19 protein-coding genes and 1 pseudogene are annotated in these 19,491 nt (G+C 60.7%); 7 read left to right on the top strand and 13 right to left on the bottom strand.

Going from position 1 to position 19,491, the window contains the following annotated elements; all coding sequences use genetic code 11:
- Positions 1-13: 13 nt before the first annotated feature.
- The 3 genes from ACMGE0_RS22205 to ACMGE0_RS22195 all read right to left on the bottom strand — a co-directional run bounded on the left by ACMGE0_RS22205 (position 14) and on the right by ACMGE0_RS22195 (position 2,807).
- Complete coding sequence (locus ACMGE0_RS22205; RefSeq protein ID WP_436818059.1) at positions 14-985, bottom strand: Bug family tripartite tricarboxylate transporter substrate binding protein; 972 nt, start codon at positions 983-985, stop codon at positions 14-16.
- Between the two features lie 53 nt (positions 986-1,038).
- A complete protein-coding gene (locus ACMGE0_RS22200) occupies positions 1,039-1,998 on the bottom strand; it encodes a Bug family tripartite tricarboxylate transporter substrate binding protein (protein ID WP_436818058.1) in 960 nt (319 codons plus the stop codon).
- Between the two features lie 83 nt (positions 1,999-2,081).
- Positions 2,082-2,807 carry an SDR family NAD(P)-dependent oxidoreductase gene (locus ACMGE0_RS22195; RefSeq protein WP_436818057.1) on the bottom strand — a complete coding sequence of 242 codons (726 nt, stop codon included), beginning with the start codon at positions 2,805-2,807 and terminating at the stop codon, positions 2,082-2,084.
- A gap of 116 nt (positions 2,808-2,923) precedes the next feature.
- On the opposite strand from ACMGE0_RS22195, the gene ACMGE0_RS22190 reads away from it, so the two are divergent.
- From ACMGE0_RS22190 to ACMGE0_RS22170, 5 genes are all read left to right on the top strand, one after another.
- On the top strand, positions 2,924-3,835 hold the full coding sequence (locus tag ACMGE0_RS22190) for a LysR family transcriptional regulator (protein WP_436818056.1): 912 nt from the start codon (positions 2,924-2,926) through the stop codon (positions 3,833-3,835).
- 136 nt (positions 3,836-3,971) lie between these two features.
- On the top strand, positions 3,972-4,772 hold the full coding sequence (locus ACMGE0_RS22185; protein WP_436818055.1) for an alpha/beta fold hydrolase: 801 nt from the start codon (positions 3,972-3,974) through the stop codon (positions 4,770-4,772).
- Positions 4,750-5,949: an LLM class flavin-dependent oxidoreductase gene (locus ACMGE0_RS22180; protein ID WP_436818054.1), complete on the top strand. Its 1,200-nt coding sequence runs from the start codon at positions 4,750-4,752 to the stop codon at positions 5,947-5,949. The genes ACMGE0_RS22185 and ACMGE0_RS22180 overlap by 23 nt, the downstream gene beginning before the upstream one ends.
- Positions 5,946-6,326 (top strand): carboxymuconolactone decarboxylase family protein, encoded by a 381-nt coding sequence (locus tag ACMGE0_RS22175; RefSeq protein ID WP_436818053.1) that lies wholly within the window; start codon positions 5,946-5,948, stop codon positions 6,324-6,326. The genes ACMGE0_RS22180 and ACMGE0_RS22175 overlap by 4 nt, the downstream gene beginning before the upstream one ends.
- Complete coding sequence (locus ACMGE0_RS22170; protein WP_436818052.1) at positions 6,319-6,873, top strand: flavin reductase family protein; 555 nt, start codon at positions 6,319-6,321, stop codon at positions 6,871-6,873. The genes ACMGE0_RS22175 and ACMGE0_RS22170 overlap by 8 nt, the downstream gene beginning before the upstream one ends.
- 514 nt (positions 6,874-7,387) lie before the next feature.
- Here the strand turns inward: ACMGE0_RS22170 and ACMGE0_RS22165 are convergent.
- A complete protein-coding gene (locus ACMGE0_RS22165) occupies positions 7,388-7,924 on the bottom strand; it encodes a metallophosphoesterase family protein (RefSeq protein ID WP_436818051.1) in 537 nt (178 codons plus the stop codon).
- An 82-nt stretch (positions 7,925-8,006) separates the two neighbouring features.
- The gene (locus ACMGE0_RS22160; RefSeq protein WP_436818050.1) at positions 8,007-8,243 is read right to left on the bottom strand and encodes a hypothetical protein; all 237 of its coding nucleotides are present in this window, start codon (positions 8,241-8,243) and stop codon (positions 8,007-8,009) included.
- Between the two features lie 113 nt (positions 8,244-8,356).
- Here ACMGE0_RS22160 and ACMGE0_RS22155 point away from each other — a divergent pair, with 113 nt between their 5' ends.
- Positions 8,357-8,887, top strand: coding sequence for a DUF4142 domain-containing protein (locus ACMGE0_RS22155; RefSeq protein WP_436818049.1), 531 nt, complete (start codon positions 8,357-8,359; stop codon positions 8,885-8,887).
- 130 nt (positions 8,888-9,017) lie between these two features.
- Complete coding sequence (locus ACMGE0_RS22150; protein WP_436818048.1) at positions 9,018-9,809, top strand: DUF2243 domain-containing protein; 792 nt, start codon at positions 9,018-9,020, stop codon at positions 9,807-9,809.
- Positions 9,810-9,832: 23 nt separating this feature from the next.
- Here the strand turns inward: ACMGE0_RS22150 and ACMGE0_RS22145 are convergent, their stop codons facing one another.
- From ACMGE0_RS22145 to ACMGE0_RS22110, 8 genes and pseudogenes are all read right to left on the bottom strand, one after another.
- Positions 9,833-10,510 (bottom strand): nucleoside hydrolase, encoded by a 678-nt coding sequence (locus ACMGE0_RS22145; RefSeq protein WP_436818047.1) that lies wholly within the window; start codon positions 10,508-10,510, stop codon positions 9,833-9,835.
- A 29-nt stretch (positions 10,511-10,539) separates the two neighbouring features.
- Positions 10,540-10,755, bottom strand: a pseudogene (locus tag ACMGE0_RS22140) (nucleoside hydrolase); the annotation flags it as partial.
- 16 nt (positions 10,756-10,771) lie between these two features.
- Positions 10,772-11,830 (bottom strand): ABC transporter ATP-binding protein, encoded by a 1,059-nt coding sequence (locus tag ACMGE0_RS22135; RefSeq protein ID WP_436818046.1) that lies wholly within the window; start codon positions 11,828-11,830, stop codon positions 10,772-10,774.
- A 49-nt stretch (positions 11,831-11,879) separates the two neighbouring features.
- The gene (locus tag ACMGE0_RS22130) at positions 11,880-13,616 is read right to left on the bottom strand and encodes an ABC transporter permease subunit (RefSeq protein ID WP_436818045.1); all 1,737 of its coding nucleotides are present in this window, start codon (positions 13,614-13,616) and stop codon (positions 11,880-11,882) included.
- 112 nt (positions 13,617-13,728) lie between these two features.
- Positions 13,729-14,799 (bottom strand): ABC transporter substrate-binding protein, encoded by a 1,071-nt coding sequence (locus ACMGE0_RS22125; protein WP_436818044.1) that lies wholly within the window; start codon positions 14,797-14,799, stop codon positions 13,729-13,731.
- A 70-nt stretch (positions 14,800-14,869) separates the two neighbouring features.
- Positions 14,870-16,075: an acetylornithine deacetylase gene (gene argE / locus ACMGE0_RS22120; protein WP_436818043.1), complete on the bottom strand. Its 1,206-nt coding sequence runs from the start codon at positions 16,073-16,075 to the stop codon at positions 14,870-14,872.
- The gene (locus ACMGE0_RS22115; RefSeq protein WP_436818042.1) at positions 16,072-18,414 is read right to left on the bottom strand and encodes a glycoside hydrolase family 3 C-terminal domain-containing protein; all 2,343 of its coding nucleotides are present in this window, start codon (positions 18,412-18,414) and stop codon (positions 16,072-16,074) included. The genes argE and ACMGE0_RS22115 overlap by 4 nt, the downstream gene beginning before the upstream one ends.
- 121 nt (positions 18,415-18,535) lie before the next feature.
- Entirely contained in the window at positions 18,536-19,489 is a 954-nt protein-coding gene (locus ACMGE0_RS22110) for a LysR family transcriptional regulator (RefSeq protein WP_436818041.1), read from the bottom strand.
- Positions 19,490-19,491 lie beyond the last annotated feature (2 nt).

The following is a 19,491-nucleotide window of genomic DNA, read 5'->3' as shown; positions in this document are numbered from 1 at the left end:
TTTATCGCAGACCCTATTTCTTCTCGATCTTCGCCATCTCTACGAGCCGCCCCCACGAGACGATCTCCTTAAGATAGAAGGCATTCGCTTCCGATGCCGAAAGATAGAAGGGATCTGCCCCCGCATTGGCAAGGAAGGTCCGAACGTCTTCGTCATCGGAAATGTTCTTGAACCAAGTGTTGATCTTTTCCACGATCGGTTCGGGCGTTCCGGCGGGAACCAGGGCGGCCCACCAGCCCGACAAATCCACATCCAGGCCCTGCTCGCGGAAGGTCGGCAGATCGCCTGTCGCATGCGTCCGACTGGCGGTCGAGATCGCCAAGATCTTGAGCTTACCGTCCTTCTGCCGCGCCAGCCCCTGCACCGGATCGAAGATCGCAAAGTCGATCGAGCCGCTCGCGATGTCGTTGAGGGAATCGACGATGCTCTTATAGGCGACGTCCACCGTCTGGAGATCTCCGGCCACCTTGTAGGATTCGCCGATCACCTTCGCGAAGGGCGAGGAATAGGCATAGGTCGCCTCGGAACCTGCCTTCTTCATCGCTTCGGTCAGTTCGGTCAGGTTGTTGTAGGGAGAGGTTCCGCTGACGGCGAGGAGAAAAGGCATCCTGTTCAGAGTCGCGGCCACCCGGATGTCGCGCCCTGCGTCTATCGGTGGGGCCTTCAGAAGATTTGCGTTGATCGCGACCGCGTTTCCGCCATCGAGTAGGATCGTGTATCCATCGGGCTTGGCCTGCGCGAGATAGGTCAGCGAGAGCATGCCGCCGGCCCCAGGCTTGTTCTCGACGACGACGGTCTGGCCGATCTCCTGGCTGATCTTGTTGGCGAAGAAGCGGACAAGAACATCGGCGCCGCTTCCGGCAGGAAACGGACAAAGGAAATACACGTCGCGCGACGGGTAGTTCTCCTCGGCCGCGGCGGACCCGATTAGGCCGACGGCCAGAAAAAGCGACAGGCTTGCCGCCACCAGGCTTTTTAACATCATCTCCTCCTCCCAATCGTTCTTCTTGGCTAACTTCCGCTCCCGGCGGGGTCGTTTCACTGCTTTTCGATGTTCACCATGTCGACCAGCCTGCCCCAAGTCTCGATCTCCTTCCGAAAGAAGGCGTTCGCTTCCTTGGGTGAGAGGCTGAGCGGGTCCGCCCCGCTCCTTTTCAGAAAGGTCCGGACTTCCGGCTCATTCAGCACGGCCTTGAACCATTCATTGATGGCTTGCACCATGTCATCCGGCGTTGCGGCCGGCACCAGGGCGCCCCACCAGCCGGGAAGATCGATGTCAACGCCCTGCTCGCGGAAGGTCGGCAGGTTGCCGGTAGCGGTTGTCCGCTCTCCGGTCGAGATGGCAAGGATGCGAAGGGTGCCATCATTCTGGCGGGCAAGACCCTGAACGGGATCGAAAATCGCGAAGTTGATAGACCCGCTCGCCAGGTCGTTCAGGGAATCGGTAATGCTCTGATAGGCGACCTGAACGGTCTGGAGACCCGACGAGGTCTTGTAGGATTCCGCGATGACCTTCGAGAAGGGTGAGGAATAGGCGTAGCTTGCCTGGGTCCCCTGCTTGCGCATCGCCGCGGTGAGATCCGGAAGGCTTTGGTAAGGTGACTTTCCAGAAACGGCGAGCACGAACGGCATCTTGTTGATGGTTGCCGCCACCGTCAGCTCCTTGCCGGCATCCACCGGCGGCTTGAGAAGGAGGTTTGCGTTGATGGCGACGGCGTTGCCCCCGGCAAGCAGGATCGTGTGGCCGTCGGGTGCAGCACGTGCCGTCTCCGTCAGTGCCAGCATGCCGCCGGCGCCGGGCTTGTTCTCGACGATGATGGTATGACCGATATGTTTCCCGATCCGCTCGGCAAAGAAGCGCACCATGATGTCTGCGCCGCTGCCGGCGGGAAACCCGCAGATGAAGCGGACGTCCTTGGACGGATAAGAATCTTGCGCGGCGGCTGCGCTAACCGCCAGACCACCCATGAGAACAGCAGCAATGATCGATTTCAGCATGACAGTTTCCTCCCTTGTGCCGTCAGCGAAAACGCGTTGCCAATCATTCGACCTGACTGCGCGGCGAAGCGAAGCTTCAGGTCTCAGGCGTTGTATCCTCCGTCGATCGTGAACTCGCTTCCGGTGATGTAGGATTGCGCTTCGACCGCCAGAAACAGGGCCATGCGCGCCACCTCCTCCGGCGTGCCGACCCGTGCCAGCGGAACGCGCTCGATCATATCTTCCTTGCTCACCCGCCCGCTGATCATTGCGGTGTCGATCAGGCCAGGAAGGATGGCGTTCACCCGGATATTAAAGGCCGCGAGTTCGCGGGCCGCCGAACGCGTCATTCCGCGCACCGCCCATTTGGACGTGGAGTAAGCGAAGATGCCGCTCGTGCCCTTGGATCCTGCACCCGACGCGATGTTGATGATCGAGCCCCTATGGGCCTTCATCATGGGCATTGCCACAGCCTGCATGCCGAGCATGACGCCGCGCACGTTGACGGCGAAGTGCTGGTCGAGCAGCGCCTGGCTCGTTTCCATCATCGAGGCGGGGCGGTAAATGCCGGCATTGTTGATCAGGATATCGACGCGGCCCCAGCGATCGAGGCAGTCCTCAACGACACTTCGCCAGACCTCTTCGCTGGAAACATCGTGGCGACGATAGACGACCTTATCGCCGAACTCTGCGAATGCAACGGGCGCTTCGTCCCGAATGTCGGTGGCGAGCACGAAGGCGCCGGCGGTGGCAAAGGCGCTCACCTCGGCCTGTCCCTGACCTCCGGCAGCGCCTGTGACGATCGCGACCTTGCCTTGCAAAGGCTGCATCTCGTTCCTCCCGATGCAGGTTCCTCATTCCTGCAGGGAGCAGTGTTGCCCAGCAGAGCCTTACCGTCCAAGTCTTTTTTGTTGCCGTTCTGATACCCTGGTGATATCGAACCTGCATGGAACTGCGCCATCTCCGCTATTTCTCCGCCGTCGCCCGACTGGAGCACTTCGGACGTGCCTCACAAATCCTGGGCATTGCGCAGCCGGCGCTGTCGCGTCAGATCCGGCAACTGGAAGAAGAGATCGGCGTCGATCTTCTGGAGCGCCTTCCGCGCGGCGTGCGGCTGACAGCGGCCGGCCGGGCTTTCGCCCAGGATGTGAATGCGATCCTGACCCAGGTGACGGTGGCAAGCCGACGCGCGCGCGATTTCGCAACCGGAAGCACCGGAAGGATTTCGCTCGGCTTCAACGATATCGCATCCTGGCACGACGAGATTCCGCAGCGGATCCACCGCTTTCGCATGAACCATCCGAATGTGGCGGTGGAGCTTTTGCCGTTGCGGTCGGCGCATCAAATCCGCGCCCTGCACGAAAGCGAACTGGATGCAGGCATTGTCTACGACGTGAACCTCGCTGCCGATGATACTGAGGTACTGGACTGGAAGCCGATTTGCCGCAGCATGATCCGCCTGGCCGTTCCTGAAGGCCACAGGCTGGCATCGGCAAGACGCATCGAGGTCGTAGATCTGGAGCCAGAGCCGCTCGTATGGCTCAGCCGGGACAATCTCCAGCGCTATAACAACCGGCTGCTGGCAGCCTGCGTACAGAGCGGTTTTTCGCCATTGATCATCCAGGAAGTCTCTACGATCTCGATCCAGCTGAGCCTCATCTCGGCGGGGATGGGGCTCGGTCTGGTGGGCTCGGAAGTCTCATCGCGCCTTCCGCGCAATCTCGTTCTGCGTGACGTCGAGGGGCTCGTGGTGGACTTCCAACTCGCTCTGGTCTGGCGAAAGGACAATGCGTCTCCCGCGCTCGCTAACCTCATCGACGTCTTCAACAATGCCGCGCCCGAGCAGGTACTCGCCTGATTGATGCTCCCCAGGCATCAAACTACTGCTGATAAAGAATTGGACTGAAAGGCTTCGGAGGATCACGCTTCCTCACAATCATGGAGGCGCTTGTATGAAGCCTGTTCCAGCAGTACCGATCGATGGCGGCGAATTCGTGTCCGCCGGTAACGTCACCCTTGAAATTTTCCGGACCGGATCCGGTCGGCCACTCCTCTTATTGCCCGGGATGGACGGGATTGAGGGCGCATTGGAGCTAATCCGACGCCTGTCCTCCCGTTTCGAGGTGATTGCGGTGTCACCGCCTGGCTTCGGCGCTTCAGATCTGCCCAAGCACGTATCGAGCGTAGACGATGGCTCCTACATTCTCCTCGACCTCATCGAGAAATTGGGCGTCGAGGACGCGGTCGTCGTCGGGCTATCGCTTGGCGGCTGGTTCGCAGCCGAAGCGCTGATCAAGAACGATGCGCGGGTATCGCAACTCATCCTGGCCGCCCCGCTCGGATTGAAAGTCGCAGATCGCGACAAGCCGAATATGACGGACATCTTCATGCTGACCACTGCGGATGCGGAGCGTCGCCAGCAGAGGTCCGGCAAGAAGGCTCCGGACCTGGCGGCGCTGAACGAAGCCGAATTGCGCCGGGTCCTGCGCAATCGTGAAGCGGTCAGCCTGTTCGGCTGGTCGCCTTATCTGAACAACCCCAAATTGCGCCATCGACTCCATCGGCTCAGGCTGCCGACACTGGTGCTATGGGGCATGCAGGATGCGCTTATCCCGGCCGCAAGCGGAAGTGCTTTCGCCAATCTGATTCCGAATGCCGAACTCGAACTTGTCGAGAATGCCGGGCACAGGCTGTATTCAGACCGGCCCGAAGAACTTGCGGAACAGATCTTCCGCTTTGCGGGCATTCCCACCATCAGAAAGGAGCGCGATCATGCGGGTCTGGCAATTCAGTGAACAGGCTTACACACCGGCCTGGCCGCTTCCCGGGTCGATGGGAATCAATCTCGCCTCGAAGCACTGCGAACCGGAGCAGGCGGGCGCATTGCTCAATCGCTATCTTGACGAATACATGCTAGCCGACGAGCTCGGCCTCAACATCATGGTCAACGAGCACCATTCCACCGCGTCCTGCATGTCGGTCTCGTGCATGACCACGCTTGCGATCCTGGCGCGGCAAACCAAACGCGCGCGATTGCTCGCGCTCGGCATTCCGCTTGCCAACCGGACCGATCCCATGCGCGTCGCCGAGGAGATCGCGATGGTCGACGCCATTTCCGGCGGACGGCTGGAGGTCGGCCTGGTCAAGGGCGCTTCTTACGAGGTGTTCATGTCGAACCGTCATCCGACGCGCTTCATGGAGCGCTTCTGGGAAGCGCATGACCTGATCCTTGCGGCGATCCGGAACACGGACGAGCCCTTCTCCTGGGAAGGCGAGCACTTCCATTATCGGACTGTGAGCCTCTGGCCGCGACCGATCCAGGCGCCTAACCCACCGATTTGGATGACGGCATCGAGCGCTGGGAGCGCCGCGCTCCACGCCAAATATGACTACACCTGCGCCACCTTCCTCTCGGGGGCCGTCGCCCGCTCGGTCTTCCAGGGTTACCGGGAAAGCTATCAGGAAGCGCATGGGCGGCAACCACACGAGAATAAACTCGGCTATCTCTGCGTCGTAGCAACCGCGTCTACCCGCGAGGAAGCCTTCCGGCGCGCCGAAAAGATGAAGGGCTATTTCGACACCGCGATGCGGCTCGATCCGCAGTTCAGGAATACGCCCGGCTTCCTGTCGGTCGACGAAACCATCCGGATGATCAAGGCCGGTCCCAATGCCAATCGGCAAACGATGCGCAACGGCCAGCCCCTCCCCGCCGATGCGACCGTGGAACGATATATGAGCGCAGGGTTGATGTTCGTCGGCACGCCCGACGATGTCTATGAGCAGCTCAAGCAGTTCTATGGTGAAGTCGGCGGCTTCGGGAACCTCCTCATGATGGGACAGGCCGGAACCCTCGACCATGCCGAAACCACCGACAGCCTCACGCTGTTTGCACGCGAGGTTCTGCCCAGGCTGGAAACTCTCACGCTTGCGGATTGCGCCGCGAATGAAGCCGTTTGGGAGCGAACTGCATGAGGGATGATGCGTTTGAACGCGGACGGGCGCTGCGAGCCGCAATCTTTGGTCCTGAAGGGATGAAGAGCTTCGAACAGGCCGATTCCTTCCAGGAACCGTTGCAGGATCTGGTTACGCGCATCTGCTTCGGTGAAGTCTGGAGCCGCGAAGGCCTGCCGCTCAAGATCCGCAGCATGCTGACCGTGGCCATCCTGGTCGGCCAGAGCCGACCCAACCAGCTCCGCAATCATGTGAAGGGCGCGATCGCCAACGGCGTCACGCGCGAAGAACTGCGCGAGATCCTGCTACACGCCACACTCTACCACGGCCTGCCGGCCGGCACCGATAGCTGGGCGATCGTCACGGGACTGCTGAAGGAGCTCGATACCCATGGGTAGAAGGGCGGCAACCGGTGATGAGATCTGCGGCCTGACGACCGTTGGCTGGCGCGCCCAGTCTCCCCGCTTCGCCGCCGAAGATCTCCGCAAGGCTTTTGCCTGCTTTCCGAGCGGGGTGGTGGCGCTCTGCGGCTTGCGTGACGGCGCCCCGGTTGGGATGTCCGTCAGCTCCTTCACCTCGGTTTCGCTGGACCCGCCCCTCGTCTCGGTCTGCATTGCGCGGCAGTCATCGACCTGGCAGGTGCTGCGTCACCTGCCGCGCATCGGCCTGAGTGTGCTTGCGGAAGACCACGATCAGGTCTGCCGCGCGCTTGCCTCGAGGGACGCGGACCGCTTCGGGTCGGTGTCGTGGCAGGCGTCGGAGACGGGCGCAGTGCTTATTACCGATGCGTCGCTCCACATCGAGTGCTCCATCGAGAGAGAAATCGATGCCGGGGACCACGTGCTGGTGCTTCTCGCCATCGAAACCCTGCGAAGCGAGCCTGCAGTCGCCCCCCTGATTTTTCACGGTAGCCGCTTCCGTCAGCTCGAACCCGTCAGAACTTGACGAAAGTGAATCCAATACACAGCCGTTGCTGCGCATGTGATGCAGGTCCAACTCAAAGCGGCTCCACGACCCTGCACCGCCCATCCATGGCCTCGTCCTTCGACACCGGAAGCTACACAGGTTGAGGCCAGATCCTCCGTGGGCCGCACCATGAATGAACCCGTCGGCGTTTTCCATCCGGAGCTTTCCCATTTCCGCCGGCATACTCTTCGGCTTGGGCCCCTGGAGGGTTCTTCGACGGAATCGTGCTCCATCAGATATTGAGTGGCACCACAGGGTCACGAGCGCCTGATAGCCTGTATCCGATCTTGGACGACAGCATCGAGATATACGCGGAATGGCAATGACAATGCGCAGTGTCTCATCGTCCCGGAAGCGTCGCATAGCTTCAACAGGTTCCCGACCTCACTGGCTGCGAAGGTAAACCGGTTCGGCCGTGACTGGATGAACAACGTCCTATTGCAGCGAAAGACCGAGCGGGCTGGAAGTGCCCTCGCCGGTCCCATGTAAGGCATCATCGGTCGTTTGGGGCTGAATCGCCGTCATAGTCCGTTCGGCTCTGCCTCGATGAGGCAAGCAACGTCTGGAGAGAGACGGGCCTCAGGCCGCGTGCGTCGACGCCGACGTCGAACTGCCGGGGCATGGATTTCAGCCTGCCGTGAGAATGGCCGTGCAGGTTGATCGACTTCTTGCCCATCATGTTCCAGGTCCGGAATGGGTAATGGCAAAGGACAAGCAAATGGCCGTCGAGCAGGATCTCGGCGTAGTGCTGCACGCTTGCCCAGCCTTCCGCGGTCGTTGTCGTCACGGGGTCGTTGTTGCCGATGATCAGATGCTTGAGCCCATTTAGTCTCGACAACAGTTGGTCGCAATCGCCTCCTAGGGCAGACATGAAGTCCCCCAGATGCCAGACCTCGTCCTCCTCGCCGACGGCCGCATTCCAGTTCCGGATCAACGCAACGTCGTGCTCTGACATGTCGGGAAACGGCCGGCGGTCTATCCGCAGGACGCGCGGATCGGCAAAATGGGTGTCGCTGATGAAGTATATCATAGGCTTGTGATGTTATTCCCAGGGCCAATTAAACGACCTGCGTGAAGGGCGTCGCTGCAGGGGGTGTTGCTCCGCTCCGTCGTCATGGCAGCGCTTCCGATCTCTTCCACTCGCGATATGGCGCCAGCAGCTGACCAGGGAAACGCTTTTCGATCTCTTCCTCGATCAATGCGATCTGCGACAGGGCTTCCTCGCGTTCCGTGCCTTCAGCACCTTCGCTCATAGCCTCCAGATCGCTCATGGCGAAAACTTCGTCCTGTGTCATCGGCTCAAGTCGGGCGACAAGATCTGCGACGGGCTCTTTGATGAAATTTTTCATGAACACCTCCGGGGCTGCCAAAGCCATAAATCCTGGTGCCGGCTCGAAGTTCCGCCTGGCCGGGAACCATAAGCCGCGCAGGAGGTTTGCGCCTTGTTCAACAGGAGGTCGTCATGAAGGCGCTTATCTACGCATCCATCATCCTTGCGGCTGCAGGTTCCACTGCATTCGCGCAATCCGCCGCGGAAAAGTCCGGCGTCAATTCGGTCATGGGCGTCGCCCCCAAGACCCAGGATTTCGTCACCGAAGCGGCGAGCAGCGACATGTTCGAGATCGAGTCCAGCAAGCTCGCGCTCGAGCGTTCGGACGACAAAACGAAGGCCTTCGCGCAGCAGATGCTGACGGATCATCAAAAGACCTCGGACGAGCTGAAGGGGCTTGTTTCCAGCGGCAAGGTTCAGGCGACCATTCCGACGGCGATGTCCTCCGCGCATCAGAGCATGCTGGACGATCTGAAGAAATTGCAGGGCGACGACTTCACCAAGCAATACCATTCAGACCAGGAAGACGTCCACGAAGATGCGGTCGATCTCTTCAAGCGCTTTGGCGACGAGGGCGAGAATGCGGAACTGAAGGCGTGGGCGGCCACGACCCGCCCGGCGCTGGAGCATCATCTCCAGATGGCCGAGGATCTCAACAAGTAGCAAGGCTGACCGAGATGACGAAGTGATGCTCGCCGCAGCGACGGCGGGCATTTAAAGGTAGCAGGTTCCCTCATCGTTGACCTCAGTTCGGGGAAGCGACACACTCGCCAAGTGTTGCGGGAGAAGGATTTTGGCTGACGCAATCGCAAATCCAGGCCGGGCATTCTCCAGGCGCTTTGAGCTGGCGGGATTAGCGCTCGGCTTTGGTTTGGGCGGCTTCTTCGACGGCATTCTGCTGCATCAGATATTGCAGTGGCACCATCTGCTGAGCGGGATTGAGGAAGCGCGCCACGATATCCGTGTTCTCATCCTGGCAGACGGTCTCTTCCACGTCCTGATGTATGTCATCACCGGCGTCGGTCTCTGGCTGTTGACCCGCACGCGGCGAGAGTTCTCCGACACGGACGCCGACCGCCGGCTGCTTGCCAGTGCGATTATCGGATTCGGCATCTGGCACATCCTTGACGCCGTTCTGTCACACTGGGTCCTCGGCATTCACCGCATCCGCATGGACGTTAACAACCCGCTGTTCTGGGACTTGCTCTGGTTGGCCGTTTTCGGCCTGGCACCGGTAGGGATCGGCTGGATCATGCGCCGAGGCGGCTCAGCGCCGGGGAGACGGACGGCCCGTTCTCCTCTTGGTCTTGTGCTAGCGGTGATGGTGGCGGGGCCGCTCGCCGCACTGACTGCCCCGAAAGAGACGACGGTTATGGTGCTGTTCCGGTCGGGTAAAACACCCGCCGATGCCTTTGCGGCGGTTCAAGCCGTGGACGGGCGAGTAATTTGGGTCGACCGATCCGGGCAGCTATGGGCGATCGATCTCTCGAGCGGCGGCCGGGGGAGCGATCTCTATGGTCATGGGGCGTTGTTGGTCAGCAATTCGATCATCCCCGCCGGCTGCCTCAACTGGATCAAAGCCTGACCTTCGCCGGCAAGGCCGATGATCTACGCGAGCGCGCCCCGAAGTGCGTCGACAAACAGCTTTCTGAACTCCTGCACATCAACTTCGGTGACGACCGTGCAATTCGCCGCCCGTCCTGCGAGATGCCGCTCGCTGACCGCCGCGACCACCTGCCCGGCTGCAGGTCCGCTATCGGTGCAAATGGAAATGTGCGCCTGCACCGTTTCAAAAATTCCAGGCTCCAGCATCCAGGCGATCGCCGCCGGATCATGCAAGCAGGGATCCCTCGAGCCATAATTGATCAGCAGGTATGCCGCCTCTGCCGCGACTGCCGCATCGACCGCTTGCACCTCACGGATCATATCATCCGTAACTGTGGCCCGACGCGTTATGTCAAGACCGAGCATGGTGATCGGCATACCGCTGTCAAAAACGATCGCAGCCGCATGCGGATCGACGGCAAAGTTGAATTCCGCAAGTGGCGTCGTGTTACCTGGGCAGAAGGCCGCACCGCCCATGATGGTGATGGCGCCGATGAAATCAGGAAGGTCGGGATCAAGCAGCAGGGCCAATGCCAGATTGGTGAGCGGGCCCGTAGCGCAGATATGCAGCTTGCCTTCTTGGCGGGCGATGCGTGAGATTTCGTTTGCCGCATGACCGGGCGCAAGTGGCATGGTCGGGGCAGGCAGCGTGCTGCCGGCAAGGCCGTCCGAACCATGCATGATCGAGACACGCCCCCCGAAGCCATGATCGGCCGTGCCGCACCCGAATAAACCGGAATATCCTGCCGCCCGCACAGTTCGAGAATGCGCCTTGCATTGTCGAGGACCGGCTGCAGGCCGACATTGCCGGCGACGCAGGTCACCGCAATCATGTCCAGCGCGTCGCGCCGGCCAAGCGCCAGAAGCATGGCCAGCGCATCATCGGCGCCGGGATCGCAGTCGTAGAGGAAACGCAGGCTAGTCATGACGCCGTTCCTTTGTTCAACCCTGGTCGACGAGGAAGCGGGCAGCTTCGGGTGCCCAGCCAAAGCGTACCATTGCATCAATCTCCACATCACCCGCGGTTGCGGGCGCGCGAGCGATGATTTCCTGTTCACCAGCATCGATGATGACGCGCAGTTCCGAACCGCCATAGACGGTTTCGCGTACACGTCCCTCGCAAGCACCTTCACCGAGCGTAATGACTTCCGGGCGAACGACGATTGCGCCCTTGGTGCCGTCGGCCGGCGCTTCGGCTGCGATCGGCAAAGCCCCGATCGCCGTTTCGAGAGAACCTGCCTTGACCGTGCCGCGGATGATCGACGACACGCCGATGAAATCCGCAACAAAGAGATTATGCGGTTCATCATACATCTGACGCGGGGTGCCGAGCTGGGCAATCTTGCCATCGTTCATCAGGCAGATGCGATCGGACAGTGCCAGCGCTTCCTGCTGGTCGTGGGTGACGAAGATGATCGTTGCGCCGGTTTCGCGGTGAATACGCTTGATCTCGATCTGCATGACTTCGCGCAGCTTGGCGTCAAGCGCGCCAAGCGGCTCGTCCATCAGGATGATGGCCGGATCATAGACAAGGCAGCGGGCAAGCGCGACGCGCTGCTGCTGGCCACCGGAAAGCTGCGAAGGGGAGCGCTGCGCCGCATGCGCGAGACCGACGGCTTCCAGTGCCTTGGCGACCTTGGCATCGATTTCGGCCTTCGGCTGGCTGCGCATCCTCAAGGCGAAGCCGACATTTTCGGCCACCGTCATATGCGGAAAGAGCGCATAATTCTGGAAGACAACGCCGATATCGCGCTTGTTGACCGGCGCATGGGTCTGATCCTTGCCGTCGATGATGACAGTGCCGGATGTCGGCTCCTGTAGGCCGCAGATGAGCTGCAGAAGCGTCGTCTTTCCCGAGCCGGACGGGCCGAGAAGCGTGAGAAGTTCACCCTTGCGCACTTCGAGATCGACGTGATCGAGTGCGGTGGTCTGGCCGTAGAGCTTAGCAAGCCCCTGGACCTGAAGCTTGATTTCCGGCGTGCTGGCAGAAACGGCTGACATGTCGAAACGGGTTCCTTTGGTCGTGATGGGATCGGCAAGAACGCGCAGGTCACCGCGGCCTTGCCTTTTCGGCGATGACGAAGAGGACTGTCACCACCGCCACGATGAAGACCGAGGCCGCAGCCAGGGTCGGAGAAATGGTGAGAATGATATCGTCCCACATCTGCTTTGGCAGCGTCTGCTTGACACCCGCACCGACGAACAGCGCAATGGTGAGCTCTTCGAAGGAATGCAAGAGGCCGAACAGGAATGCCGCGATGGCGCCGCCCTTGACCAGCGGCATAAGGACAAGACGGATCTGCTGGTAGCGGTTTGCGCCGAGTGTTGCGGCGGCCTGAAGGAGACGCCAGTCGAAGCCTCGGAAGGTGGTCAGCAGAATGACGAAGACGATCGGCATGGCCGACAGCGTGTGACCGAGGATGATACCGGTGTTGGTAGCGATCAAGCCTACCTTGGCCAGCACGTAGAACAGCGACACACCGATGACGATATTGGGCACGATCATCGGCAGCATGAAGGACAGGAAGATCAATCCGCCCATCTTGCGCTGCGTGCGCGCCAACCCATAGGCCGCCATGCCAGAGATGATGGTGGCGATGACGCCGGTCGCAATCGCCACGACGGCCGAACGCGTGGTCGCGCCCATCCACTGATCGGAACTCAGATAGGTCTGGAACCAGCGCGGCGAAAAACTTCTCGGCGGGAATTCGAGGAAGCTCGAGCCGGAGAAGGCCATGGGTGGGAACGCCAGAACCGGTATGATCAGGACAGCGATGACGATCCAGACGAATACGGTAAAGACGCTGCGGCTGAGATGGGCGGGAAACATTCCGGCAATGAAGTCGCTGACGGCCGCGCCGAATTCAATGATTGCTTTGCCGATCGCGCCAATGACGCCGCCGCGTTTTGTCGACGCGCCGTTGCCGGAGACGGCCGACATGCCAAAGAAGCGATCATAGATGGCGATGGTGATCAGCGTCACGGCAAGGAGAAGGGCGGCGAGAGCCCCGGCGAGGCGCAAGTTGAAGAGCTGCTGCACCTGCGTGATCATCATCTGGCCGATGACGGTTTCCCGGGGCGAGCCAAGGAGAGCTGGTGTGATGAAGAAACCAAGGCCCATGACGAAGATGAGCAGGCCGGCTGCGGCAACGCCCGGCATGGAGAGCGGCACGAAGATGCGCCAGAAGGACTGGCTGCGGCTTGCGCCCATGGTCATGGCGGCGGAGATCAAGCGACCATCGATGGACAGCATCGTCGGCAGCATGGTCAGGATCGCAACCGGCAGCATGGCATGCGCCATGCCGAAAATCACGGCGCCACGCCCGTAAAGCAGATCGAGCTGCGTATCAAAGCCCATTCCTGTCAGCATCTGCGCGACGATGCCCTTGCGGGCGAGCAGGACGATCCAGGCGAAATTCTTGAGAAGCGGGCTGACCCAGAAAGGCAGCAGCACCAGCCACATGGCCATGCGCCGGCGACGCTCTGACATGCCGGTCAGCCACACGGCAATCGCATAGCCCACCAGAAGCGTGACAAAGGTGACCTGCGCGGCGATGGCAAACGTGTTGGCCAGAACCCTCACATAGACGCCGGCGGAAAACATCTGCTGATAGACGCTCAAGTCGAACGCGCCGGATTTGGGATCGATGAAGGATTGCCAGATCAGCGCGCCGGCCGGAAGGATCAGCAACAGGGCCATATAGACGAGCCCCGGCATGGAGAGCCACAGGCTGTCGAGCCGCAGGCGCTTCCATGAGATCGTGTCTGTGGCAGAAAGTTCAGCCATTGGGGGTCCTGTTCGTTGAAATGGCCCGTCCCGCAGAGCGCGGAGCCGGGCCACCCATGTCAGATAAGAAGCCCCGCCGAAAGACGGGACCTGAAACTCAGGTGGATTAGGATCAGCCGAGGATCCACTGCTCGAAGCGCTCAGTCAGCGCGTCCTGGTTTTCGGCCCAGTATTCGGCATTGAGGACCGTCAGCCCCTTGATATTGGCCGGAGCGGTCGGCAGGAGCTCGGCCTTTTCGGCGCTCAGGTGCTCGTAGGCCTTCATGTTGGTCGGACCGCAGGCCAGAACGTCCGTATAGGCTGCCTGACGCCTGGGATCCAGGCACCATTCGATGAACTTGCGGGAAAGGTCGGCCTTTTCCGTGTTGCCGGCAATCGTCCAGCCGTCGATGTTGAACAGGCCGCCGTTCCAGACGATGCCTGCCGGCGCACCGGCATTGATCGCTGCCTGGGCACGGGTCGACCAGGTCGACATCATGTCCAGTTCTCCGTTCTGGAGAAGCTGCGTGGCATGAGCGCCCGAGGTCCACCAGATGTCGATGTTGGACCTGATCTTGTCGAGGCTCTTGAAGGCGCGGTCGACATCGAGCGGATAGAGTTTGTCGAGCGGCACGCCATCCGCAAGCAGCGCCGTTTCGAGCGTCGTGACCGGGCTGCGCCACAGGCCACGGCGACCCTTGAAGACTTCTGTGTTCCAGAAATCGGCCCAGCTGGCCGGGACCGTCTTCATCGTGTCCTTACGGTAGCCCATGGCCAGCGCGAAGATGGCGACGCCGATAAAGTCCTTTTCGAAGGTATGCGGAGTGAAGTCGTCCTTGTTGGGAACTTCGATGTTGAGCGGCAGCATGTATTGGTCGCCGAGTTTGCGGATGCGCAGCACGTGCTCCGGCGTCATCAGCGCGACGTCGAACAGCTTGGTGTCGGTATCGATCGCCATCTTGTATTGCGGGATCGGATCCGGCTCGTTGGTGTTGGTCTGGATCGTGACGCCCGTCTCGGCGGCAAAGGTGTCGTAGAACGCCACCTTGAAGCCTTCATAGAAAGCGCCGCCCATGTCGCGCACGACCAGCGTCTCACCGGCAAATGCGCGGTTGCCCTTGAGCACTGCCGGAGCGGCAAGCGCCACGGCGGCAAGGCCGGTGGTCGTCTTCATGAAACTACGGCGTGATACGTTATTGTTCATTGTAGCCCTCCGGCGTTTTTGTATTGACCTTCGTCAACTCTACTCTTCCCGTCGCCGCGGCTTCGGTAAATTACATTTTTCCGTACATCTGCTTCGGGACATGCGAACCAAGCGGGCCACGGCTTGTGCAAAAGCGAATAACAGCTGCAGCAAGCATTGTATCGCAGATGGCAAGCTGGGTTTCCTCGATGAACTCGTCCGGGCAATGCCCTTGCTCCATGCTGCCAGGTCCACAGATCACCACCGGCACCTCCAGCGCCTGCGCGAACAGTCCGGCCTCCGTGCCAAAACTGAGGCGGCATTCCTTGGCGGCCTTTGGCAGACAAGCGGCAAAGGCCTGCACGACCGGATGATCGCCATCAATCGAATGGCCCGGATAATTGCCGGTAATCTCGATATCGATGGACGCTTCCTTGAAGCGTTCCTTGTGCAGGGCAACGGCAGTTGCACAAGCCTTGCGGACCTGCTCGGCGAGGGCAAGCGGATCATCGGCAGCCATCATCCGGCATTCCATCAGCAGTTCGGCATGGTCAGGCACCAGATTGACCGCCGTTCCGCCCATCAATTTGCCGACATGCACCGTTGCATAGGGCACCGAATAACCCGCCTCGCGCGAACCGCGCGCCTCGATCTCCGCCTGCAATTTGCGCAGTCCGGTTATGAAATCGGTGGCGATATGCAGCGCATTGAGGGCGAGCGGCGCTTCGGCGGAGTGACGAGGTACGCCGGTCGCCTTCACATGGAAAGCTATCTTGCCCTTGTGGCCGAGACCAAGCTGCATCGATGTCGGCTCGCCGACGATGATCAGGTCCGGCAGGATGTCTCTTGCCGCGATCTCCTCGAGCATCTGCCTAACGCCGACGCAGCCGATCTCCTCGTCATAGGAAATGGCAAGCCACAATGGTGCCGCAAGGCTTTCGACGTCAATCGCCTCCACCAGCGCTAGGGCCGAGGCGACAAACCCCTTCATGTCGGTGGTACCGCGTCCGTAAAGCTTGCCGTTCTTGCGGGTCAGGCTGAACGGCGGCACCGTCCAGTCCTGCCCGGCGACCGGAACGACATCGACGTGACCGGAGAGCATCAGCCCTCCCGGCGCGTCCGGTCCCAGGCGCGCAAGAAGCGCCGCCTTTCGCTCGGTCGCATCGTAGAAACGCTCGCAGACAGCGCCGGCATTTGCCAGCGCCGTCTCGATCTCCCCGATCAGCGGCAGGTTGGTATCCGAACTGACGGTGGGATGAGCGACGAGACGCTCAAGCCAATCCTGCGTCAAGGTCACAGTTTCGCCTCCGCCTCTTCCATCGCCGCGTTGATCTCGGCGACGAGACCGGCAACTTCGGCTTCCGGAATGGACACACGAAGACGGCGTTCCAGCGAGGTGAAAATGCCGAAAAAGGAATTTGCGCAATGGTTGAGCATGCGCATCGCATCCTCTTTCGAAATACTGCAGCGGGTCACCAGGTAGGCGCAGATATGCTCGCAGGCGATGGCATTTGGCAGAACATAGGCCGGCTGGGTGTCATAGGCGATGCGGCGGAGCGGCAGGACCGAGGGTTTGATCGTCAGCTCACAAGAGAGCTTGGGATCACGCGAGGAAGCGCCGACAACCAGGCGCGCCTCCACACCTTCCAGCACCCAGCGCCCGAGCACCGGATCCCAGATCGCCAAATCCGAACCCTTGAGGGTGATTTGGACCCGCCTGCTTTCGCCGGGCGCCAGCGCCGGCTTGGCAAAACCCTTGAGTTCCTGTGGCGAACGCTTCAGCCGCTTGCCGGGTGCCTGGAGATAAAGCTGCGCGACTTCCGCACCGGCACGATCGCCCGTATTGGTCACGGTGAAGGCAACGGTGATTTCGTCCTTCAGCCCGATCTGGGGAGACGAGAGGCTCAGGTCGGAATAGGCAAAGGTGGTGTAGCTCAGGCCATGACCGAAGGGGAAGAGCGGTTCGATTTCACGCAGATCGTAGGCGCGGTAGCCGACATGAATGCCTTCGCCGTAAATGTGCCGGCCGTTTTCGCCCGGGTAATGCAGGAAGCTGGGGACGTCGGCCAGACGCTTCGGGAAGGTGACGGACAGTTTGCCGGACGGATTGACCTTGCCGGTCAAGACGTCGGCAACCGCGCCACCCATGGCTTGACCAGAATAGAAAGTCACGAGCACGGCCTTGACGTCGTCGATCCACGGCATTTCCACCGCATCCGGGCAGGCAATCACCACGGCAACCTTGTCCGACACGGCGGCAAGTGCCGCGATCATGGCATCCTGACCGGGGCCAAGCGCCAGCGTCGTGCGGTCTGACCCCTCACCATCATAGGCGCCTTCGGTCGAGGTGTAGACGAGAACCAGATTCGCCTTAGCGGCAAGTGCCAACGTTCCGGCATCGGCTTCCTCGCGGAACGTCAGAGCATGACCTGCTCCAAGCGCCTGCTCCAGCTGCTCCAGCGGCTGGTCGACCATGGTGGGGATCGTGGTGGCGCAGCCGGAACCCTGAATGACAGGTGTATCTGCATCGCGGCCAACGATTAAAATGTTCCTCATGTCCGGCCGGATTGGCAGCAGGCCTTCATTGCGTACGAGAACCATGGAAGCAGCCGCCATCGCACGGGCTTCCGCATGGTGTTCCTCGGCGGTATAAGCCGGCACCGGCTGGCTTGCGCCTTCATTGCAGCGCTTGATCATCTTCAGCATGCGCCGGCAGGACAGGTTGACCACATCGGTCGGAACAACACCGCTGTCGAGTGCGGCAAGAAGATCTGCCTTGCGGCGCGGGCTTTCCGGCATGTCGAGATCGCCGCCAGCCATCAGCGAGGCCGGACGATCCTTGATGCCGTGCCAGTCGGAGACGACGACGCCATCAAATCCCCAGTCGTTGCGCAGAACCTCGTTGAGAAGCCAAGGATCCTGTGAGGCCTGCACACCGTTCAGGCGATTATAGGAAGACATGATGGTCCAGGGCTTGGACTGCTTGATGGCAATCTCGAACCCCTTCAGATAGATTTCCCGAAGCGCGCGTTCTTCGACAACGCTGTCCATCGTGGTGCGCTCGACCTCGGAATTGTTGCACGCGAAATGCTTGAGCGAGGTGCCAACACCCTGGGACTGGATGCCTTCGATCACAGCCGCCGACAGTTTGCCGGTGACCAGTGGATCTTCCGAATAATATTCGTAGGCGCGACCGGCCAGCGGGGTGCGGCGCAGATTAATGCCGGGGCCCAGCAGCAGATGCACACCCATGGCGCGGCATTCCTGGCCGAGCAGCACGCCCAGCCGCTGCATCAAGCCTTCGTCCCAACTATTGCCCATAGCCGAACCGTTGGGGAAGCACGTTGCGGGCTTCATTTCGCCCCACGCGATGGCGACATCGCTGGAGCGCTGGTTGACGACGGCCAGGAAAGCATCGAGATCCATGCCGCCACGCTCGTCGCTGTCGATTTGCGGGATCGAATAACGCACACCATAGGTGCCATCGGTCATGACGATGGGCTTGATGCCATAGGCGGGAACCGCCGCAGTTTTCCACATTCCGAAACCGGAAAGCAGATCAACCTTTTCCTGATCGGTCATCGCCTCGACAATCGACACGATTGTCTGGTCTGCGGACTGGCTCTTCTCTTGCATTCTGGACTCCGTGATGCGGCACTCACCGCACTGATCAGGCGGCGTTTGGCGCGCACACTGGCAGCCGCCGATCAAAAAGAAAAATAGGATATTCGGAACTGATGCTTTGAAAAAAACGAGCCTAGCCTTGGCGTGTCCGACGCAGGTTGAGGATCGGCGCCTCCATGCCCGGCACGTAATTGTCGGAAATGAGATTGCTGCAATGCTCTTCGAAGGTTCGCACCATGCGTGTTGAAACCTGTTGCCCGACCCGGATCAGTCCGATACGCATCGGCTTGTGCTCACCGGACAGGCGCAGGCTGACGAGCCGCCGGCCATCCAGTGCCGCCTTGTTTTTGGGCCGGACATTGGCGAGCGTATACCCATAGCGGCTGGCGACCATCGTGCGAATGACTTCCTGGTGCTGGATCTGCGCGACGATGTTCGGCACGGCACCGGCAGCCGCGAACAGCCCGAGAAAATAATCGCGCGACAGGGGCAGATCGAGCAGGATGAACTCGTGCTGTTCCAGTTCGGCCAGCGAGATCGCCGGACGCTCCGCCAGCGGATCGGTTTCGGCGACCTGAACGTAGGGCGGAAGTTCCGCAAGCGGCGTAAACTCGAAACCTTCCGGAACCAGCAGATCGTAGGAGAGCGCTATATCCAGCTCGGCACGCTCCAGCCGCGTCAGGAGCGTGCGATGGTCCGCGACGGTGGGCCGGACGGTGACACCGGGATAGGCTGCCTTGAAACTCTGGCTCACTTCCGGCAGCAACATCGGCGCGAAGGTGAGCAGGCAGCCGAGCGATAAGGTCCCGCGGATCTGGTCCGTCGCTTCGGACGCCGCCGTGTAGAGATTTTGAACCTGTTCGATCACTGCTTTCGCTTGCAGCAGCAGTTTTTGACCGGCCGGTGTCAATGACAGGCCCTGCGCATGGCGACGAAGGAAAAGCTGGGTGTTGAGTTCGATTTCCAGCTGCGAAATGGCCGTGGAAATGGAGGGTTGAGAAACGCGAATACGCTCCGAAGCGAGTGTAATCGAACCAGCCTCTGCCGTGGCGATGAAATATTCCAGCTGACGCAGTGTGAAACGCATGT

The sequence above is a fragment of the Neorhizobium descurainiae genome (assembly GCF_051400715.1).
In the GTDB taxonomy this organism is placed as follows: Bacteria; Pseudomonadota; Alphaproteobacteria; order Rhizobiales; family Rhizobiaceae; genus Neorhizobium.
Note: the sequence above shows the minus strand (reverse complement) of the source record. Positions and strands in the feature narration are given on the sequence as shown.